The organism is Vibrio sp. R10-SF1-ISO8 (assembly GCF_059833805.1).
The window spans coordinates 1,079,350-1,098,772 of record NZ_JCBDHL010000021.1 but is presented as its reverse complement, the minus strand read 5'-3'; the positions used below and the strand labels follow the sequence as shown (position 1 = coordinate 1,098,772).

The 19,423-nt window shown below is 43.9% G+C and carries 19 protein-coding genes; 2 read left to right on the top strand and 17 right to left on the bottom strand.

Going from position 1 to position 19,423, the window contains the following annotated elements; translation table 11 throughout:
* Nucleotides 1-2: 2 nt before the first annotated feature.
* From cobA to AC6R00_RS23040, 6 genes are all read right to left on the bottom strand, one after another.
* The gene (cobA, locus tag AC6R00_RS23065; RefSeq protein ID WP_500642101.1) at nucleotides 3-761 is read right to left on the bottom strand and encodes a uroporphyrinogen-III C-methyltransferase; all 759 of its coding nucleotides are present in this window, start codon (nucleotides 759-761) and stop codon (nucleotides 3-5) included.
* Between the two features lie 140 nt (nucleotides 762-901).
* A complete protein-coding gene (locus AC6R00_RS23060) occupies nucleotides 902-1,750 on the bottom strand; it encodes a formate/nitrite transporter family protein (protein WP_494504952.1) in 849 nt (282 codons plus the stop codon).
* A 126-nt stretch (nucleotides 1,751-1,876) separates the two neighbouring features.
* Entirely contained in the window at nucleotides 1,877-2,200 is a 324-nt protein-coding gene (nirD, locus tag AC6R00_RS23055; RefSeq protein ID WP_005473845.1) for a nitrite reductase small subunit NirD, read from the bottom strand.
* Nucleotides 2,201-2,214: 14 nt separating this feature from the next.
* Complete coding sequence (gene nirB / locus AC6R00_RS23050) at nucleotides 2,215-4,773, bottom strand: nitrite reductase large subunit NirB (RefSeq protein WP_500642100.1); 2,559 nt, start codon at nucleotides 4,771-4,773, stop codon at nucleotides 2,215-2,217.
* Between the two features lie 296 nt (nucleotides 4,774-5,069).
* On the bottom strand, nucleotides 5,070-7,010 hold the full coding sequence (locus tag AC6R00_RS23045) for a methyl-accepting chemotaxis protein (protein WP_500642099.1): 1,941 nt from the start codon (nucleotides 7,008-7,010) through the stop codon (nucleotides 5,070-5,072).
* Nucleotides 7,007-7,318 (bottom strand): hypothetical protein, encoded by a 312-nt coding sequence (locus AC6R00_RS23040; RefSeq protein WP_500642098.1) that lies wholly within the window; start codon nucleotides 7,316-7,318, stop codon nucleotides 7,007-7,009. Before AC6R00_RS23040 ends, AC6R00_RS23045 begins: the two co-directional genes overlap by 4 nt.
* Before the next feature lie 741 nt (nucleotides 7,319-8,059).
* On the opposite strand from AC6R00_RS23040, the gene AC6R00_RS23035 reads away from it, so the two are divergent.
* Nucleotides 8,060-9,109, top strand: coding sequence for a GGDEF domain-containing protein (locus AC6R00_RS23035; RefSeq protein ID WP_500642097.1), 1,050 nt, complete (start codon nucleotides 8,060-8,062; stop codon nucleotides 9,107-9,109).
* Here the strand turns inward: AC6R00_RS23035 and AC6R00_RS23030 are convergent.
* The 5 genes from AC6R00_RS23030 to AC6R00_RS23010 all read right to left on the bottom strand — a co-directional run bounded on the left by AC6R00_RS23030 (nucleotide 9,106) and on the right by AC6R00_RS23010 (nucleotide 13,806).
* Nucleotides 9,106-9,771 carry a DUF2726 domain-containing protein gene (locus AC6R00_RS23030; RefSeq protein ID WP_500642096.1) on the bottom strand — a complete coding sequence of 222 codons (666 nt, stop codon included), beginning with the start codon at nucleotides 9,769-9,771 and terminating at the stop codon, nucleotides 9,106-9,108. The two genes, AC6R00_RS23035 and AC6R00_RS23030, sit on opposite strands and share 4 nt — an antisense overlap.
* Before the next feature lie 72 nt (nucleotides 9,772-9,843).
* Nucleotides 9,844-10,650 carry a transporter substrate-binding domain-containing protein gene (locus tag AC6R00_RS23025; RefSeq protein WP_500642095.1) on the bottom strand — a complete coding sequence of 269 codons (807 nt, stop codon included), beginning with the start codon at nucleotides 10,648-10,650 and terminating at the stop codon, nucleotides 9,844-9,846.
* A gap of 9 nt (nucleotides 10,651-10,659) precedes the next feature.
* Nucleotides 10,660-11,421: a substrate-binding periplasmic protein gene (locus AC6R00_RS23020; protein ID WP_500642094.1), complete on the bottom strand. Its 762-nt coding sequence runs from the start codon at nucleotides 11,419-11,421 to the stop codon at nucleotides 10,660-10,662.
* Between the two features lie 82 nt (nucleotides 11,422-11,503).
* Complete coding sequence (locus tag AC6R00_RS23015; RefSeq protein WP_500642093.1) at nucleotides 11,504-12,190, bottom strand: response regulator; 687 nt, start codon at nucleotides 12,188-12,190, stop codon at nucleotides 11,504-11,506.
* The gene (locus AC6R00_RS23010; RefSeq protein WP_500642092.1) at nucleotides 12,187-13,806 is read right to left on the bottom strand and encodes an ATP-binding protein; all 1,620 of its coding nucleotides are present in this window, start codon (nucleotides 13,804-13,806) and stop codon (nucleotides 12,187-12,189) included. The genes AC6R00_RS23015 and AC6R00_RS23010 overlap by 4 nt, the downstream gene beginning before the upstream one ends.
* Before the next feature lie 351 nt (nucleotides 13,807-14,157).
* On the opposite strand from AC6R00_RS23010, the gene AC6R00_RS23005 reads away from it, so the two are divergent.
* Entirely contained in the window at nucleotides 14,158-14,382 is a 225-nt protein-coding gene (locus AC6R00_RS23005) for a hypothetical protein (protein WP_500642091.1), read from the top strand.
* A gap of 52 nt (nucleotides 14,383-14,434) precedes the next feature.
* Here the strand turns inward: AC6R00_RS23005 and AC6R00_RS23000 are convergent, their stop codons facing one another.
* The 6 genes from AC6R00_RS23000 to AC6R00_RS22975 are packed head-to-tail and all read right to left on the bottom strand — an operon-like array spanning nucleotide 14,435 to nucleotide 19,295.
* On the bottom strand, nucleotides 14,435-15,604 hold the full coding sequence (locus tag AC6R00_RS23000) for a tetratricopeptide repeat protein (RefSeq protein ID WP_500642090.1): 1,170 nt from the start codon (nucleotides 15,602-15,604) through the stop codon (nucleotides 14,435-14,437).
* Complete coding sequence (locus AC6R00_RS22995) at nucleotides 15,601-16,218, bottom strand: energy transducer TonB (RefSeq protein WP_500642089.1); 618 nt, start codon at nucleotides 16,216-16,218, stop codon at nucleotides 15,601-15,603. Before AC6R00_RS22995 ends, AC6R00_RS23000 begins: the two co-directional genes overlap by 4 nt.
* Entirely contained in the window at nucleotides 16,218-16,622 is a 405-nt protein-coding gene (locus tag AC6R00_RS22990) for an ExbD/TolR family protein (protein ID WP_500642088.1), read from the bottom strand. The genes AC6R00_RS22995 and AC6R00_RS22990 overlap by 1 nt, the downstream gene beginning before the upstream one ends.
* Nucleotides 16,619-17,176, bottom strand: coding sequence for a MotA/TolQ/ExbB proton channel family protein (locus tag AC6R00_RS22985; protein WP_500642087.1), 558 nt, complete (start codon nucleotides 17,174-17,176; stop codon nucleotides 16,619-16,621). Before AC6R00_RS22985 ends, AC6R00_RS22990 begins: the two co-directional genes overlap by 4 nt.
* The gene (locus AC6R00_RS22980) at nucleotides 17,176-18,531 is read right to left on the bottom strand and encodes a MotA/TolQ/ExbB proton channel family protein (RefSeq protein WP_500642086.1); all 1,356 of its coding nucleotides are present in this window, start codon (nucleotides 18,529-18,531) and stop codon (nucleotides 17,176-17,178) included. The genes AC6R00_RS22985 and AC6R00_RS22980 overlap by 1 nt, the downstream gene beginning before the upstream one ends.
* Nucleotides 18,531-19,295: a DUF3450 domain-containing protein gene (locus AC6R00_RS22975; RefSeq protein ID WP_500642085.1), complete on the bottom strand. Its 765-nt coding sequence runs from the start codon at nucleotides 19,293-19,295 to the stop codon at nucleotides 18,531-18,533. The genes AC6R00_RS22980 and AC6R00_RS22975 overlap by 1 nt, the downstream gene beginning before the upstream one ends.
* Between the last annotated feature and the right edge of the window lie 128 nt (nucleotides 19,296-19,423).

The window sequence follows — 19,423 nt, the reverse complement described above, 5'->3', positions numbered from 1 at the left end:
GATTAACTAAACCACTTCAACTTATCGTGCAAAGACGTCACGCTACCAACAACAATTAACGCAGGGCTCACTGCCTCTTTCGCCATGTTTGGCAACTCTTTCAGCGCCCCTGTAAACACCCTTTGTTCACGTCGGGTTCCATTTTCGATAATGGCGCACGACATATTCGAATCTAGCCCAGTTTCCAACAATTTTTCGGTGATGTAACCGCTTTGCTTTAAGCCCATGTAGAACACGAGTGTGTTATTAGACTGAGCTAAAGAGTGCCATTCAATTTCACGGCCATCTTTCTGCACATGACCCGTAATGAATTGAACACTTTGCGCGTGATCGCGATGCGTTAATGGGATCCCCGCATAAGCCGTCGCACCCGCAGCGGCGGTGATACCCGGAACAACTTCAAAGCGAATGCCATGTTCGGCAAGCTCTTCTAGCTCTTCTCCGCCACGACCAAAAATGAACGAATCTCCGCCTTTTAGACGGACAACCTTTTTGCCTTGCTGCGCTTTCTCAACCAGAATCTGATTAATTTGCTCTTGAGGAACACAGTGGAAATCTAACTTTTTCCCCACGTAAATCATTTCGGCATCGCTATTGGCTAACGCCAGAATCTCTGGAGAGACCAAGCGGTCATAGACCACAACTTCTGCTTGTCGAATCACTCGATAGCCTTTGACTGTTAGTAGGTCTGGATCGCCTGGCCCAGCACCAACTAATGAAACAAAACCAAGGTTTGATGGAGAGATTGGAGTCATGCTCATAGCTATGCCTATCAACGTAAATTTGGATATAAAGAGTAGTACTCAACGGCTACGTAAAGTGAATGACTACTTTTTATATTCAAATCAAGACTGTATTTGATGGTTAGGAGCCCCACGTGACAACGTGGGGCTGTAAATCATTATTTCGCTAGTGCTGGTTTCGCATTAACTTCTTCTTCATCGCTTAGAGAAGGCGCTGTTTTTGCGTGAGTCAGGTATAGCGGAATACATGTCATGATCAAACCACCAACGATGTTACCAAGGATGGTTGGGATAAGGTTGAAGTTCAACCAAGTCGCAATCCCAAAATCAGCGCCTAGAATCATGCCTAGTGGGAATAGGAACATGTTTACTACTGTGTGCTCAAAGACCAGTGCAAAGAAGATGAAGATTGGGAACCACATCATTGCTACGCGACCAGCAACCGTACGTGCCGTCATGTTACCAATCACACCTAGACAAACCATTAGGTTACAGAAGATACCGCGCACGAAACAGGTAATCCATCCGTCCATACCCATGTTTTCGAAGCCTAGGCTACGTGCAGTAGAAACCGCGATGAACTTCTTCGCAACTGCGTTAAGTTCTAGAGAAAAGTTACCTGTTAGTGAGATTGCTACTAGGTAAGCAACAATCAAAGAACCGATAAGGTTACCTAGGCCAACAAGACCCCAACAACGGAAAATGCGGTTCCAAGTAATGCCAGGACGACCTTCAAATTTTGCCAGTGGCGCTAGACCAAATACACCGGTTACCAAGTCATAGCCCATCACAGATAGAATAACGAAGCCAACTGGGAAGACTAACGCACCGACAACACCGACACCCGTTTGTACGATTGTTGTAATTGCAACAACCACTGCAAGCGATAAGATGATACCAGCCATTGTGCCACGAAGAAGCAGATCACGAGCGCTTGTTTTCGTCTTTGCTTCGCCAACGTTAATCATAGTTTGCACGAACTCAGCAGGTTTAAAGTCTGTAGACATGAATGTGTCCTTATCCAAAATTGAAAGTTAAAAGTTAAAATCGAATAGTGAAAGACTCGCTGTTCCTCTGTTCCCCAACTGAGAAACAACGAACCTTTAAGCTATTAGATCTCGCTTAACACTTGATTAAGCCGCTATCTCCACTTTGCCCTTTGCAACACGTGCTTTGTACGACTTCACGCTCATGCGCTCATCTTCCATACATGCACCTGTTGCTAGGTTAAAGCGTTGCTTCTTAAGTGGGCTTGCTACCCATAATTGCTCATCGTGCTCAACAATCAGGCCACGTGACAGTACATTTGACTGAAAAAATGGGTCCATATTGTTGATTGCAAAGACTTCTTCAGTTGCTCGTGGGCGGAAGATAGCCACTTGCTCACCCTCAAATAGTGCGACTACGCCAGTGCCTGGGATGATGTCTTCGATGTTGCAAACTTTTGTAAATGCCATGATTTCTTCTCCCCTTAAACCACTTCTACGTGAAGGATGTCGCCTTTCGCTTCAGGATGTTTTTCAGTGAATGTTGCCGGGCGATGTTGCTCACGGCCATCTGTCACGAACATAACGTTGTCGTCACGCTCATCAGAGTTCACGAAGTGTGCAAAACGCTTAAGCTGAGTTTCATCGTTAATTGTGTCAGTCCACTCACAGTGATACTCTTCAACCAATTTCGCTACGTCTGTTTCAAGTTGGTCATTAATGCCTAACTTGTCTTCAATGATCACTTCACGTAGGTAATCAATACCGCCTTCTAGGTTTTCAAACCATACTGATGTGCGCTGTAGTGGCGCAGCCGTACGGATGTAGAACATCATGAAACGGTCGATGTATTTGATCAGTGTTTCTTGGTCTAGGTCGCCAGCCAGTAATGTTGCATGGCGAGGCTTCATACCACCGTTACCACACACGTACATGTTCCAACCCGCGTCTGTTGCGATAATGCCCAAGTCTTTACCTTGCGCTTCTGCACACTCACGAGTACAACCAGACACACCAAACTTCATCTTATGAGGAGTACGAATGCCTTTGTAACGGTTCTCGATCATCACGCCAAGGCCAACTGAATCTTGAACGCCGTAACGACACCAAGTAGAGCCGACACACGTCTTAGCCATACGCAGTGCTTTCGCATAAGCCTGACCCGTTTCATAACCCGCTTCGATTAACTTCTTCCAGATTGCAGGAAGGTCATCTTTCTGTGCCCCAAATAGACCGATACGTTGTGCACCTGTAATCTTGGTGTACAGGTTGTATTCCGCAGCAACATCTGCAAGTACTGCAAGTGCTTGTGGCGTTACTTCACCACCAGCCATACGTGGAATAACAGAGTACGTACCATCTTTTTGCATGTTACCAAGGAAGTTATCGTTGGTATCGTGCAGTTTAACCAGAGATGGCTTCAGGATATGGTCACCCCAGCAGGACGCAAGGATAGAACCTGCTAGTGGTTTACACACTTCACAGCCGTAACCTTTACCGTGTTTCTCTAGCAATTCTTCATACGATTTGATTTCGCCAATACGTACTAGATGGAAAAGCTCTTGGCGAGAGTAAGCAAAGTGCTCACATACATCCGCTTTAACTTCAACGCCTGCTTTTTCAAGCTCAGCGTTTAGCACTGACGTGACAAGTGGGATACAACCCCCACAACCCGTGCCCGCACCGGTTACTGCTTTGATGTCGCCAATAGTGTGGTGACCTTGTGCAACTGCTTCAGCGATTTTGCCTTTAGTTACATCAAAACAAGAACAGATAACTGCAGAATCAGGCAGAGCATCGGCGCCTAGCGTTGGTTTCTCAGCACCCGCGTGTGCAGGTAGGATAAGTGCATCTGGGTGTTCTGGTAGGTCAATTTCGTTAAGCATCAGCTGAAGAAGATCGCCATAATCAGACGTATCACCGACCATTACCGCACCAAGCAGCTTCTTGTTATCTTCAGATACGATCAAGCGTTTGTACACTTCCTGCTCTTCGTTCTGGTAAACGTAGCTCTTACAACCAGGAGTGCGGCCGTTAGCATCACCGATAGAACCAACTTTTACGCCTAGCAGCTTAAGCTTGGCAGACATGTCAGCACCTTCGAACTTGCTGTCGTTACCCACAATGTGGTCAACCGCTACCGTTGCCATCTTGTAACCTGGCGCTACTAATCCGTAGAAGGTTTCATTCCAAGAAGCACACTCACCAATAGCATAGATGTTATCATCAGAAGTCTGACAGAAGTCGTTGATGGCGATACCACCACGTGGTGCGACGTCTAGCTGCATGTCACGAGCAAGCTTATCTTGTGGACGAATACCCGCAGAAAATACGATGAAGTCTGTTTCTAGCTCAGTACCATCAGCAAAGCGCATCACGTTACGAGCATCTTTACCCTCAGGAGCGATTTCAAGTGTGTTTTTGCTGGTGTGAACCTTAACACCCATACTCTCGATTTTTTGGCGCAGTTGATTACCGCCCGCTTGATCGAGCTGTTCAGCCATTAGCTTAGGTGCAAACTCAACAACGTGAGTCTCAACACCGAGTGCTTTAAGTGCACCAGCGGCTTCCAGACCTAAAAGACCACCACCGATAACCACACCGATTTTGCTCTTTTTCGCACAAGCTTCGATAGCTTTGAGATCTTCGATGGTACGGTAGACAAAACAATCTTTACTTTCGCGGCCCTTAATAGGTGGAACAAATGGGAATGAGCCAGTCGCCATGATCAGCTTGTCGTATTGAATTTCACGACCCGTACTAGAATGGACAATGCGTTTCTCACGGTTAACGTTAATCGCACGTTCACCAATCAACATGTTTACACCATGCTTGTCGTAGAAACCTTCTTTAACCAAAGATAACTCGTCCGCTGTGTGGTGAGAAAAGTAAGAAGAGAGGTGGACACGGTCATAAGCGACACGCGGTTCTTCACAGAAAACAGTAATGTCATACTGGGATGCATCTGCCTTCTCTACTAGGTCTTCAATGTAACGGTGTCCTACCATACCGTTACCGATAACAACCAGCTTCAACTTGCTCATAATACTTCCTAAGGGTTAGGTTCTTTATCTGAGCCAATTGTTAATTGTGAAAGAAAATTAATACATGATGTAAATCAATTACAGTTTTAAACTACCCTAAAGGGGTAGGAACACAATTTAACCGATTGCAAAACGTAATTATTTTACACTCTTGATGAGGAGTGCTCATTTAAGTGCAATATTTGCACTCATCCTTTTATAGTTCTAAAAATTTTCAAATATGTGTCGCAACTTCAGCCTAAATTTTGGCTTCAAATCGAGACGTAGAGCCTCTATTTATACGAGGCTCTGATAATTTAATTAGACTTAAAAAAACTCAGCTTGCTCTGCTGCCTCTCAGACAATTCTGAAAGAAACGAGGCTGCTTCAGCACTTTGCTTAATACCCTGCGCATTTTGGCTAAGACTATCATCGACTTGATGGATACTATCGTTCATAGACGCGATCGCCTGATTCTGCTCGTTAGCAGCCAAGGACATTTCATTGTTTTGTTCGATGATCTTGGTTATTCCTTCAAGCAAGGAACGCATATCGTCTTCGCTTTGTTTCGCTAGCGTTGCGTTCTCAGTAACTTTTTCCAAACATACGCTCACTGAAGTCACCATATCTTGTGAGCCTTTCTGTAAAGAACGAACGAGTTCTTGAATAGATTCGGTATTGTTCGATGTTTTCTGAGCGAGCACTCGGACCTCATCGGCAACAACGGCAAAACCACGACCACTTTCACCTGCCCTTGCAGCCTCTATTGCAGCATTGAGTGCCAACAAATTGGTTTGTTCAGCCACATTCTCAATCAAGCTAACAAACTCTGTCACTCTGGTAGATAGTTGCTCTAAGCTTCTAGCAACTTCAGAGGTTTGATTCAGCTCTACAATAAGCTCATCTGACAGGCTCGCTCTAGTTTGAGCCGCCGCCGCTCCTTCTTTCGCAATTTCTATTCCCTGCATAGCGTAAGTTTCTGCATCGTTTGCAGTACTTGCCACTTGTTCCGAACTCGCTGCAAGCTCGGTGCTAGTTGAGGCGATTCTCTCTATTTGCGCCTTTTGCTCCAGAGCATTACCTTCAAGTTCAACCATAGTCGAAGCAAGTTCTGTCGCTGAAGAGGCAACATCTGAACCGACTCCCCTAAGTTCACTCACGGTTTGATCTAAGGTTTCGAGAGTTTTATCGGTATTCGCGCCCAGACGCCCAATTTCGTTGTTGCCACTTAAATTTGCCTTTTGGCTAAGCACGCCAGAAGACATACCATCAATGGTTTCACTCAGTGAACGTATGCTAAGGTTAAGGCGTTTGGCAATCCACACTGCTAATGTCAGCGCTATAAGTGCCGCTAATACTGAAGAGGATATGAGAGCCTTCTCCGAGGTATTGGTAAGAGAAATCCCCCTCTCAAGAGATTGTTTGTTCTGCTCTTCTAAATCGGTAGACAACGTTGCTAACATTTCTCGTAACAAAGTGCCCTGCTTACTAATTAAAGCCACCTCATTCGTCAGCGTTAGGTATTCATCTTCTAGTGTCGAAATTTGTTTCGCGTAACCGGTGAGTGTCTTTTTGAGCGTGATAGAGCTCTTCAAACCAAAAGACGCTAAGGATTGCTCAAACCTCTCTAAGTTAAGGCGGATTTTATTGAGATATTCCTTATTTGCACTGCGTTCTAAGCGAATAAGGTGTTGCTGGATTTGACTTGAAAATGAGTAAAGCTCTGACAACAAATTTAGCCACTCTTGGCGCTGCTCAAAACTGACCACTTTGTTTGAAGCATGAAACTCGTTGTTCGCCAGTGCTAAAGCTGAATTCAAATCAGGCAACGATTCCAACAATACCTGAATGGAGCTCAAACGTTCAGCCAAAGCCGTTTGTGTCAAACCATACTCACTAAGCTCATTGATTATGTTATCTTTCAGAGCTGTGTTGATCGTCAACTCGCCATCGCCACTATCTAGTTCTGCGAGTCTTCGATTAACTGTCTCGCTGCGTTGCTCAAATTGTTTTCGAGCATCATCCCATGTAATTTCGCCATAAAAAGCGCTAGCAGAAGCCATACGTATTCGGTAAACGTTGCGCTGTGCCGACATTAACTTAGACACATTGTCCGAACTCACCAGTGACACTTGACCACTCAACTTTGCTTCTCTAAGGAGAACGTCTGACAAGATAGTAGATGCGGCAAATAGAAAAACCGCGATTAGCACAGGTGCTACGATTTGAGCCATTATGGGTAGATTGTTGAACTTCATGACATCCACCACTGAGCTGTTTTACTTTTTAGCATCAAATCAGTCTCTCTCGCGATAACGGCGAGAAGCAAGTAGAGTTGGTTTTCTTGTTTTATCTTATCTAGGCTAGTGATTAGAGTCGTCAATCGGCACTGGAGCTTACTCATCGTAACAATTACATCATCCGGTGGCTGTTGCGGAAACATTAAGAATGCATTTCTAATCTGCATCTTTGCGCATTGCAGATTCCATATCGCTTCCTCTAGCTCATCACACTCTAAATCTGAGTGTGTTTTAAGGTAGCTATCGAGCACTGTTTGAACAGACAAGCATGATTCGCAAAAAGGAGTGCTACCCGATGAGGTTTGGCAAGTCCCTCTTGAACACCTACAGCCTATCTTCTCTTCTCTACTCCTTATCGGAATAATATTATCTTCGGTTTGACTATCTAATGTTGAATTAGATTCTCTGTACATGCTCATTCCAATTACCTCCAAAGCTATATTTTGCACGCTTGGTAATTGGTAGCTGTTAGCAAGAGATTGTTGTTAATTATTAATAGTTAAATTAGCGCTGGAAAATCGCATAGTCCCGCATTTTGAATGACATTTAGTTATAGAGAACATAGATAAGGTAAATTGAGACACCGGAGTTTTGACACTGCTAGCTTTAAAGCTCTTTACCAGATCACTTAAGCAAAGCATTACTTGCACGCGATTGGTCGTAATATTAAAACTTGATCCGATGACATATATGCTTGCATCTTTCGCTACCATTCAAAGGTTGAAAGACCCCACCGAAAACGAGAAGTTTTATAGCGATAAAGCTGGTAGTTCCAAGTTAATTGTTAGCACCAACAACATCCAAAACCCAACTCTCGTTATTTTTAAAAATCAATCCTTTCATTAACTTAGTTGAAACATTCCGCAATATTGTCGTTCACAATGTAAGCTATCATTTGAATAGCGTGATCTCTATTCAGATTTTACCTTGATTCCACCTATAAAAAGCATATGATGAAGGTCATATTCAAGCTTTGGCATATTTAATTTTTTACAAAGGCAACAAGGATGGAGCTAGACATTTTTAATCCTTCTCGGCAGTTACGTCGAGCAGTGTTATTTTGGCTAAGTACGCTGCTAGCATTCATCTCCAGCGCAACCACTGCATATAATCTTGTTATCCAGCAATACAGTCCTCACCATTACATAGAAACTGCATTTGGACTTTTGTCTCTTTATATTGCTTATCACACATACCATGAAAGCATCTCTAAACCTTTTACTGTTGCTTATGTTTTTAGCTTGATTGGAGTGACAAGTTTAGCGACCTATGAGTATCCGATTGAGTTTGGTGTATTTATTTGGGCCTGTTTGTTCCCCATGATGTTCTATTTAATTTTAGGCCGACGAGCCGGAATGTTCGCAACAAGCATTGGCTTCATCAATCAAATTGGGATTATTTCTTATAAACTATGGAACGACGGAATTGACGGTAATTCTCAGCTTGCAGTTAACTTTTCACTCGCATTTATGACCATTTGGCTAACCTCTCACGTACTCGAGGTCAAAAGACGATTATCAGAGGCGTCACTAGGCCAACTAGCTTCCCGCGATGCCCTAACGGGTGTCTATAATCGCCATGCCCTCACCCATAACTTTGAACGTTACCGGAATGAAAGTATTAAACTTCCCCTGTCACTTCTGATCTTAGACTTAGATTTCTTTAAAGCGGTAAATGATCAATATGGTCATGATGTGGGTGATACGGTATTAATCCAAACCGCTGCACTGATTGATGGATTGAGTGATGAGCACCTCGTCTACCGAATCGGAGGAGAAGAATTTTGTATCGCTCTCCACAACACCAATGTAAAGTCGGCGAAAGAGAAAGCGGAACAGATTCGCAATGCTATTGAAGACTACCAATTTAATGATAAATGCAGCCCAATTTCTCTTACGGCGAGTATAGGCGTTTACCAGTGCGATCATTACGCTAATCTTGAAAGTGTTCTTAAAGAGGCAGATAAAGAACTTTATCGCGCTAAACAAAACGGCCGCAACCAGGTCATGGTATGCAGCCACCCTTCTAAAGCCGAATTAAGTTTTAATTCAATCTAGATATCGCTGTCTTCGTCTTCAAACACCACATTGTAGTTTTCTGTATAGGTACATTGCGGCTGACGGCTACAAGTAAAGAATCTCCGGCCCTTATGTTCACCCTGACTTGCCGTTTTTATCGTCATTGGGCTGCCACAACGCTTACAAAAGCGAATTTCTTTGTCTGGTTCAATTAAGTCTATGTGCGCGGCTAGAAGGCGGCGTAAACGCCCGACTTGGTAACTGTGTTTGATGTTCGCGCCAATCAGAGGAATGCCCGCAGATTTACTTACGTGAATGAGTAGCTTTTGCCTATCGACTTTGCCTTTATTAAGCTCTTTGCCATCGTCAAGCTCAATCGCAACACGAACTTCAAATGTACGTGGGTCGCATACCACATAGTCATAGTAACTTTTAGAAATACGATTATTGGCAATGAACCACTGTTTCTTGTCTGTTGCGAGCGGAGTGATCACATTTGACAGGTTAACTTTACTCATTACAACACCATGCTGACCTACAGCAGTGATCAAAGCGTTGTAGAAAGCTGACTCTTGCGCATTGAGCAAAGGCCCTTTCTTTTTGTATGCACTATCTTTCAACTCATCTTGCTTCAGATAGCGCTTTTGAATTACAACAAAGAAAATGACCAGTATGGCGACGACGATAAAAACACTTTCCATTTACGTTTGACTAACCTTAAATGAGTTCAATTATTTGATTATTCGATATTATACGCTGAGGGCAATAGGACATTAACGTTTTTGAGATGTGTGATTCGGTAACTCTAATCTGATGACGACTCTTTGGTCTGGTTTTATCTTCTGGAAGCTTTCACCCCAGTGCTTTCTGACAAGTTGATCGAGCAAACCCGATGTTTTGGCTTTGTCTAACGCATTTTGTATCGCGGGCTGATATTTTGCCATTTTTGGTGACAAGTAGAATTTGAAATCGCGGTCGTAAACAAGCAAGAGCCTTTGCTCGATAGCCAAGTGTTTATTTTGCGCTGCTTCAGCGCTAATTTCATTCATTCCCCGAGGAAAATAATTAACGTTTCCATCCGTTGTGAGTTTATTGTAGAGCGTTCGCCACTCACCATCTTCTTCATAAACTTTCAGTCCATTTGCTTTCCAAACATCGACATCAAACCAGTTTATCCCTAACCCCGCTATGAGATTAGCCTCTTTAAGATCTTGAAGTGTATTAATGTTTTTTAATTTAGATTGCAGTTCGGGGGGGATAAGCATAACCCGCTTACCAATTAAGCCGTTGGTCAGGGGCATATCTATAGCCAGATATTTGCTGTCTCTTTCTGGTGTTGCAAGTAGCCAAGTTAAGCTTAACTGTCCGCTTTCAACCATTCTTATCACGCGTTTTTGAGGTATATGTTCACTTGGTACCATGATTTTGACGTCATAGCCGCTTCTCGATAGCGCTTCAAACAGCAGCTCGTGGTAAAAGCGATGTCCGCCATCCATCTGTGAAGCTAGAGTTAACGTAATTGATTGCTGAGCAAAACTTTGACATGTAATAACAAGTAGCAAAAGACCGCTAAATCTCATCAAATCTCCTTATTTGTACTTATGGAGTATTTCTTGATAAACGCTAGCTTCACCCTCATTTGTGGTTTGCTTGATGGCGTCTATACCTTGCTGAAGTTGTTGAACCAGTCTGCTATCTGTTTCCAAGTTAAAGGCAAAATATAGATCCCCTTCACTAAGTACATAGACCGCTTCAAACTCTTCCGTATTATAGCCGCCTCGTTTCAACCACCATTTGGCAACATTCTCTTCATATGCCCATAAGTCTATACGATCTTTGACAAACTGATTGGCGAGTGTTTCTGGTACTGAACTTTCAACCATAGAATCTCTTGGAACACCTAGCTCTAATAAAAGCTGTTCTCCCACGTCATCGCGAATCACACCTATGCGGTACTCCGCCAAGGCCATTGGTTGACTCACGCTGATGTTCTTGCTTTTTTTTGCCAGTACTACGATTCTAGTTTTACTAATTGGCCCCGCCCATTGAAAAATGTGCTCTCTCAATTGCGTACGAGTGGTTGAAAAAAGGACGGTGTTGGGCTTAATTAACGCGCTACGATAGGCACGTGGCCAAGGTTGAACCTGTATTGACTCAAGCGAAACTTGACTGCGAGCTTGTTCACTGGCCGATCTAAGGACATCAATGGCGATGCCTTCAACCCCGTTACCCTGATCGTAGTTATAAGGCGGGTATTGCTCTGTGAGATAACTCAGCTCACTTAGCTCTTCGCTATATGCTACGTGAACAAACGAGCTAGAGATGAAGAGTAGTAATATAAAAAGTCGCATGGGACGACCTCTAATAAATTCGTTTATAGCCTATAAACAAATGTAGAGGTCAATCACAATTACGTCTAGAACAGCTGACAGTTTAGTTACTAGATTTTCGATAGGTCCTTTCCGGGCGACCCACAGTTCCATAATTTAAGTCGGCTTCAAGCTCACCCGTGCTGATAAGATATTCCAAGTAACGTCGGGCGGTAGTGCGACTTGCACCAATTTGTTCCCCGGCCTCATCCGCCGTCATATGCTGATTATCAACAAATAGCGCTTTAATTTTCTCTAATGTCACACCATCTATGCCTTTAGGTAATCGATTTTTCGGTGAGTCATTGGTGTTCGCCGCTTGAAGCATTTTATCTACAATACTCTGATCGAGATCGTTTGCATGGTTTAGTTGATGCTTTTGTAGTACATATTTTTTTAATGCTGCTTCTAGTCTCGGAAAGACAACTGGCTTGAGTAAGTAGTCAACCACCCCACCACGCATTGCTTGTTGTAAGGTATCGACATCCCTCGCGGCGGTGATCAAAATGACGTCACAACTGAGATTCTTGGTTCGTAAATCTTGGAGTATTTCTAGACCGGTACCATCAGGCAGGTAAACATCTAATAACAGTAAATCAGGCTGAAGAATGTCTAACTGCAGGTTTGCCTCAAGTTTCGTCGTCGCGATACCTATCACTTCGTAACCACCGATTTGTTCAAGGTAGCGTTGATGTAATTGGGCGATAGCAAGATCATCTTCAATGATCATCACTCGAGTTACTGTCGTCATATCTGCTCATCCTTAGGTAGATATACTGTCATCCTTGCTCCATAGTTTTTGTTATTCATCATCTCAAGCTCGCCGTGATAACGGGAGGCGAGTTGATTGGTTAAATACAGGCCGACGCCACGAGTTGACGAGTCTTTACTCGATACGCCGCGCTCTACTAACGAGTCTACACTGACGTTGCCAGGTAAGCCGCAACCTTGATCAACCACTTCCAATATCACTTCGTTGCCATAATCACTGATTGAAACTTCAATCAGTCTCCGATCAGCAGGAAACAGAGGATCTCGTGTAATCGCATCTCGTGTCGCATCAAAAGCGTTATCTATCAAGTTACCTAAAATTGTGACTAAATCTTCAGGGTTAATGCGTTGTGGCAAGGGCTCAAGGCGCGATCCCTCTTCAACTACAAGCTGTAAGCCAAGCTCGCGCGCTCGTTCAGTCTTACCTAATAGCATGCCTGCAATCAGCGGCTCTTTGATTGTTTCTCTTAAGAACTCAATTAAAGCTTGGTAATGTGCGGTTTCTTGGCCAATTAAATACTGTACGGCTTCCAGTTCGCCCATTTGCACCATACCACTGATGGTATTGAGTTTATTGCGATGTTCATGGGTCTGCGAACGCAGCATTTCGGCATATTCTTTGGTTTTCGCTAGCTGTTCAGTCAGCTCGGTTAAATCATCGCGGCGGCGGAAACTTGAAACAGCGCCCACGACTTTGCCATCGACAATAATTGGGCTTCGGTTGGCAATTAATCGCTGCTTATTTAAATAGAGGTTGATATCGTGATCAGTACGCGCAGTTTGAATCACAGTGTGTAAGTCACTGTCAGGCAAAATCTCACTCAATGGTCGGTTGATACTTTGCTCTTTGTTTAGATTAAGTATTTGGCATGCACTTCGGTTAATTGAACGTAACTTCCCTTGATCATCAATAGTGATAATTCCTTCCTTAAGGGTTTCTAATGTTACATCCAGTTCAACGTATAATCGCCCTATCTCTTCTGGTTCAAAGCCTAGAATAGCTTTCTGAAAACGGCGTGACGCATAGCTAGACACAATTGCATTGGCACCAACGACAATAAAAGCCATCAGGACGAGGAAAATAATAAAAGGTTCGATACGATCTTGCAGGCGATCAATCAAATATCCGACAGAGACAACGCCAATAATTTCGCCCTGTTCATTGAATACAGCCGTTTTACCACGAACAGAATAACCAAGTGAGCCTTCTGCAACTGATATATAGGCTTCTCCACCCACGAGCGCACGATCATTGTCGCCACCTTTCATTGGCTTCCCAATACGTTCGTCGAGTGGGTGAACAAGGCGAATACCATCCTTGTCACCAATAACAATGAAGGCCGCGCCAATTAGGTTAGTCAAACTACGATAACGTTGCTGACTCTCACTATCAACGCCATTCTCAATAGCACTAATGACATAGGGTGATTTGGCCAGAAATGAAGCGACACCTAGAGCTTGATGCCCCATTTCGTCTTCCTGAGCTTGCTTAATATAGATAAATCCTGCCGCGACAAGAATTAACAGCTCGATCAAACCTGATAGTGTCATGATAATCAGCATTCTCTTACGAAAGCTGATACTGCTCCATTTCATACATTCTCCTTTGTGCATTTGCAGAATAACATTCGTCTAACATGACAACGATTGGTTGTTGAGTAATTTGTGAAGCTTACAGAGGTAATTTATTCCTATCGGTTATTAGGCGAGCACCGCTTATTCTTTAATCGATTACTTTTAGATCTAATTAGGTATTTCACATATAAAACCAGTGGAATAGTTGATTTGGATCACATGAGTTTTAGAACATTTTTTATACTAACTACTCACAAGTCTCGTATAATTATTGAGCACACAAAAATGTGTAGGGACGTTTAAATCGGCCGTCAAAGACAACATAACTATTCAACCATAATTATGACGGCTCACTTGTCAGAGGGAAAGACGATGAAACGGGACGTTTTTGGTATTTGTTTGTCAAAGGGTATGCTGTCAAATAACCTATCGAGTACGTTTACGCACGTGCGGGCTTACCAAAAGTCTGAAGAAAGCGAGGATGTAATGGTTTTACACGCATTCCCGCAAATGTCTGGTCAAGAGTTACTGACCAACATGAAAGAAACAAAAAGACTTTTGTGGCGTGCTGAATATATATGCTCAGGCATCAAATAGTTCTGCTTTATGTAAAACCAAGAGGGAAGCACATCTGCTTCCCTCTTTTTCGTTAGCTAGTCGTCTGGTTTTTCGATTGTCGTAATTGTGTTAAATACTTAATCCAACTCTTTGCTTGAGATGAGGGTTCAACATTATTGGCATGTTTAGCTTCGATTAAGGCTTTCTCTAGTTGATCCAATTTGTAAAACGCGCGAGTTTTGGCAAGAGCAACATCCGCCTTCCTACCCTTAACTTTTGATAAAACGCTCAGCGCAGGTTGGTAGTATCCTTGCTGAACCATCAGTTGGGCTACGTTCCAATGATATTTAGAGTCTTGCTTAGCGGCTAACTTCCAGATACCTAGAGCTTTATCCCACTCTTTGGCCAACTGCCAATACGTAGCTTGCTCAGAAAGCAGCTGTACGTCTGTGTCGGCACCATCAAGCTGACTAATCTCAATGGCTGCGCGTTCTGGCACACCACGTTTGGCATATAGCTGAGCGAGCATGCGGCGATCACTTTGACTTAAATCGAGCTTGTTTAGCTTAGCCAAAGACAAAGTGTCTAACGCATCACGGTCTTTGCCTATCCTTAACTGCAAGCCAACAAGCTGTCGCCACCAATTGATTTTGTCAGGTTGCAAAGCAATAAGCAGCTCCAAAGTCGGAATCGCCTGCTTCCATTTTTTAAGTTGCAGCTGGGCACCGAGCTTTAATGATAAAGGCTGAAGCGGGCTTTCTTTACTTACCTTCAGGTACTCATTAGCAGCAGGGATAACTTTTGACCATTGCTCTAGCTGATAATGAGACTGCGCGATACGAAGCCAAATATCATCAGCTTTCTGCGTGGTGGGTACTGTCTTTTGCAGCACATAATAGTGCTTTAAAGCTCGCTCAAACTGCTGTTCGTTCAGATAAAGATCAGCTAGCATTCGCTCAGTAATCCAACCTTGTTCATCTTGCAGAAGGCCACCGGTTACTGCTTTTTCTAAATGCTTGATCGCCTGTTTAGGCTTGCCGTCTTGCCAATAAAACACACCCAGCATACGAGCAACAAAAGCCTTATCGTATTCACGGGAGGTGTCTATCTCACTCAGCATGGTAATGGCTTGTTTCACCTGCTCTTCTTGTGCAAGTTCGTGCGCCTTTTGTACCCTGGTCGCGGTATATTGACTAAGCTCTTGTGCAAACGAAGTACTGGAAGCCAATATAAGAGGAACTAACAATAATCGTTTAATCATTTCGCTATCTTAAACTCCAATCTTACGGTTTGACCAAGCTGAGAAATGGCTCCCCCATCCACCACTTTTGGTTGGTACTTCCATTTTTTCAGTGCCCGGATTGCTTCACGTTCAAACATACGCTTAGGGTTGGCTTCCACCACTTCGACATCAATCGGTTTACCTGCTGGATCGATGGTAAATTTCATCACGACATACCCTTCGGCACCACGTTTTAACGCCTTTGTCGGATAGCGAGGTTCAACACGATACAATGGCATCGCCTGTTGATTGACACCGAAGTCACCGAACGTAGGAGCGCTAATAGCCAATCCATCTACCGCCGTATCTAAGCCTAGCATTGGTTGAGCGATAGGCGACACTTGAGTTAGCTGAGTATTCGCCTGTGACGTTGGCATCTGCTCTGGCACTTCTGGAGCTTGAGGCTGCTCAGGTACAGAGCGTTGACGCCTTTGAACGTCTTGTTCGTTTTCTACCATCACCATATTGAAACTTAGTGCTTCACTCGGTTCAGGCGCACGGCGGTGGCTAATATCGACCATCCACGCCATCAAGCTGAAAATAGCCACAACGCACGATAACGCAATTGGTGTGGCAATGAGCAATCGACCCACTAGATCTTCTCCGCAGCCAAAGCTATATTCTTCACCCCAGCCCCTTTTGCCGCATCCATCACCTTAACAACCGTACCGCTATAGGCGTGTTCGTCCGCTTGAATAACCAAGGAAGCATCGGGTTTATCGAGCATTAGGTGCTCTAACGTTGCTTCAACCCGCTCAACATCAACCATTCGTTTGTCGATATAGATATCATTTGCAGAGGTTATCGCAACGAAAATACCTGCTTCCTTTTGACTCACCACATTTGAAGCTGTTGGCCTGTTTACTTCTACACCAGATTCACGAACAAATGAGCTCGTCACGATGAAGAAGATCAACATAATAAATACAATATCAAGCATTGAAGTCAGGTCTACCTGAGCTTCATCTTGTTTATGGTGGCGTCGACCGAGTCTCATCGTTGACTCCTTAAAGATTTTTCCAATTTAATTTCTTTCATTTGGCATACTTTGACTAATCGCGCGTGGAAGAACATGCCAGTAAGTGCAGCAACCATACCCGCCATAGTCGGCAAGGTCGCCAGTGAAATACCCGATGCCATCAGTTTCGGATCGCTACTGCCTTGATTCGCCATTACATCAAATACTGAAATCATGCCTGTCACCGTGCCTAGCAGACCAAGCATTGGGCAGATCGCCACCAGCACTTTAATCACATTGAGATTCTGGTTTAGTAGCGAGTGCGCTTCCGATAACCAACCTTCGCGGATCGAACGTGCATACCAAGAGTGCTGATCACTGCGCTGCTTCCAAGCGTCTACCCACTGGTTACGTTGTTTAGGAAATTGAAACCACAGAAAGACGATGCGCTCAATGATTAGCAACCAGCAAACCAACACCACACCGGATAGCCACCAAAGCACCTGACCACCTTGTTGCATAAAGTATTGCAACGAAGTCATCCAATTACTGGTGGCAATCACCTCAGGAAATAGAGCGAATATCGCTTCCATTACGCCGCATTCTCCAAGCTGTTGTCGCTGATTAACGTCTCTTTCTCCGCTTGCTCAGCAACAAGCGCAATACCTTGTTTCTCTAGAATGTTGCGGATGCTTTCCGCTTGAGAGCTCAAAATATTGTGAGCAAGTAACAATGGCATCGCAGCGATAAGTCCTAAGACCGTTGTCACAAGTGCCATAGAAATACCACCCGCCATCACTTTAGGATCGCCGTTACCGAACTGGGTGATCACTTGGAATGTTTCAATCATCCCGGTTACCGTGCCCAAAAGACCTAGCATAGGCGCAAGCGCTGCCAATAACTTAAGCATAGAGAGACCTTTTTCTAGCCCTGCTTGCTCATCAACCACAGCTTCAAGAAGACGCAGTTCCAATGCTTCAACGGTCTGATTCTTTTCTTTACTATAAACAGCTAGTACACGACCAAGTGGGTTATCCGTTGGCGTTTGAGGCATTTTCAGTTGCTTGCGAATCTTTTGGCGTGCTACCGAAAGGCTAACACCTCTAACCAATGAAATAATTAGACCAATAACAAGCAGGCCCAGAATGACTTTACCAACGACACCACCAGCTTGGAGTCTGTCCATTAAGCTAGGAGTCAACGCTAGTTGTTCAAGCATAATGCCACGCGAAGGATCAACAATAAGGTTGGTGCGCTCACCAGCTAATAAGCCCGTCAAAGACGATGTCGTCGGCCCGTTTTCTGGCTGTTTAATGTAAGCCGTAGCGTCTTGTTTAGCACCGTTCCAATTTAGATAGCCTTGCTCGCCAACTAAACCGAAAGCACCAAGGCGTTGCGCTGTCACATCGTGAGAAAGGCCTTCACCGTCGACAAATTTAACTTGAGTCGGCTGTACCTGACCCGTCGCTTTAATTTGTTCTTCTAGCGCTGACCATAAACCTGTTAATTGCGGCATAGAAGGTAGCTTGGTTGCAGCAACAATGTCTTTAATAGTATCAGAATGGGTTTGAGCACCCGCGCCGGTTACTGAATGAGAAAGCTCAGTTTCAAGTTCCTTTGCATGCTGGCGAACTACACCAAACACCTCACCTAGGCTTCCCGTTTCGAGGCGAAGCTTTTCTTCGAGTCTAGCTAACGTGTCTTCGTTCTGGCTAAACTGGGCAGCAAGTCGATCGTTTGCTTTCTGTAACGTTTCTCTTTGTTGAACCAGTTGCGCTTTTAGTGCTGCCAGTTCACGCTCGGTTTGCTTAAAACCTGATTCGCGTTGAATATTGTGTTGCTTTTGAACCTTCGCGTCAGCTTTAGCCGGAGAAGCTAAATCAGCTGCAATGCTGTTAAACGATAGAGCGGTAAATGCAATTAAAGAGGCAATCAGTGTGCGTTTCATTATTTTGCCTCCGCCACTTTTAAAGAAATAGGAAGAGTAATTAGGCTTGGTGCTGTTTGTTTCGCCGCAATGCTAAACGCTTTATCTAGATCTGATTTAAGCGAAGAATCAATATCTAACCATTGACTGGATTTTTGATCCCAAGACCAAAATTTGCTGCCATTTAAGCTACGTGCAACTAACGAAATACGACCTAAGTAAAGCACATCCGCTTCTCTGCTCTCAGCATTAACGGTGATTTGACCTTGATACAAACCAAGTTTAGTACCGTAATCTAGCTCGATTTGATAAGCCTCTAAGATACGACGATACTTTTCCGCATCACTCACATCCGCTCTGGTCATCATAGACTCAAGCTTAGCGATTCGCTCTTGACGTTGATCCAATTTGATGGGGACATCATCAGCAACGATCTGTTTTAGACCGTCGACCATTTGATACATCAGCGGAACAATACCTTGACGTGTAGACTTAATCTCTTCTATCTGGCTATCTAAACTAGCTACCTCTTGCTCTTGGCTTGAAACCAAAGCATTCAGGTGATCGCGATACACTTTTAGATTTTTCACTTCTTCTTCAAGCTGTTCAATTTCAGCTTTTAGGGTCAACGTCTTTTCTGCACTGGCGTCGATACGTTTTTGACTTGAGGCAGAAGCCGCATTGGTTTTACTCTGGATAGATTGAGCGGAGTCAAGGCTATTCGCCAAGGTATTCGATGTTGACGTAGCAAGGATGAGCGCCAAGCTAGTTTTAAATAAATTCATAACGTCTATTATTCACTGATGCGATATACGATTGAGAAACACTCTCATTTTCACTCGCGACATAGTACCGCGATTGGGTAAAATTGCAATTGTCCTTACACTTTATACAAAAATAGGGGAAAGGCTAT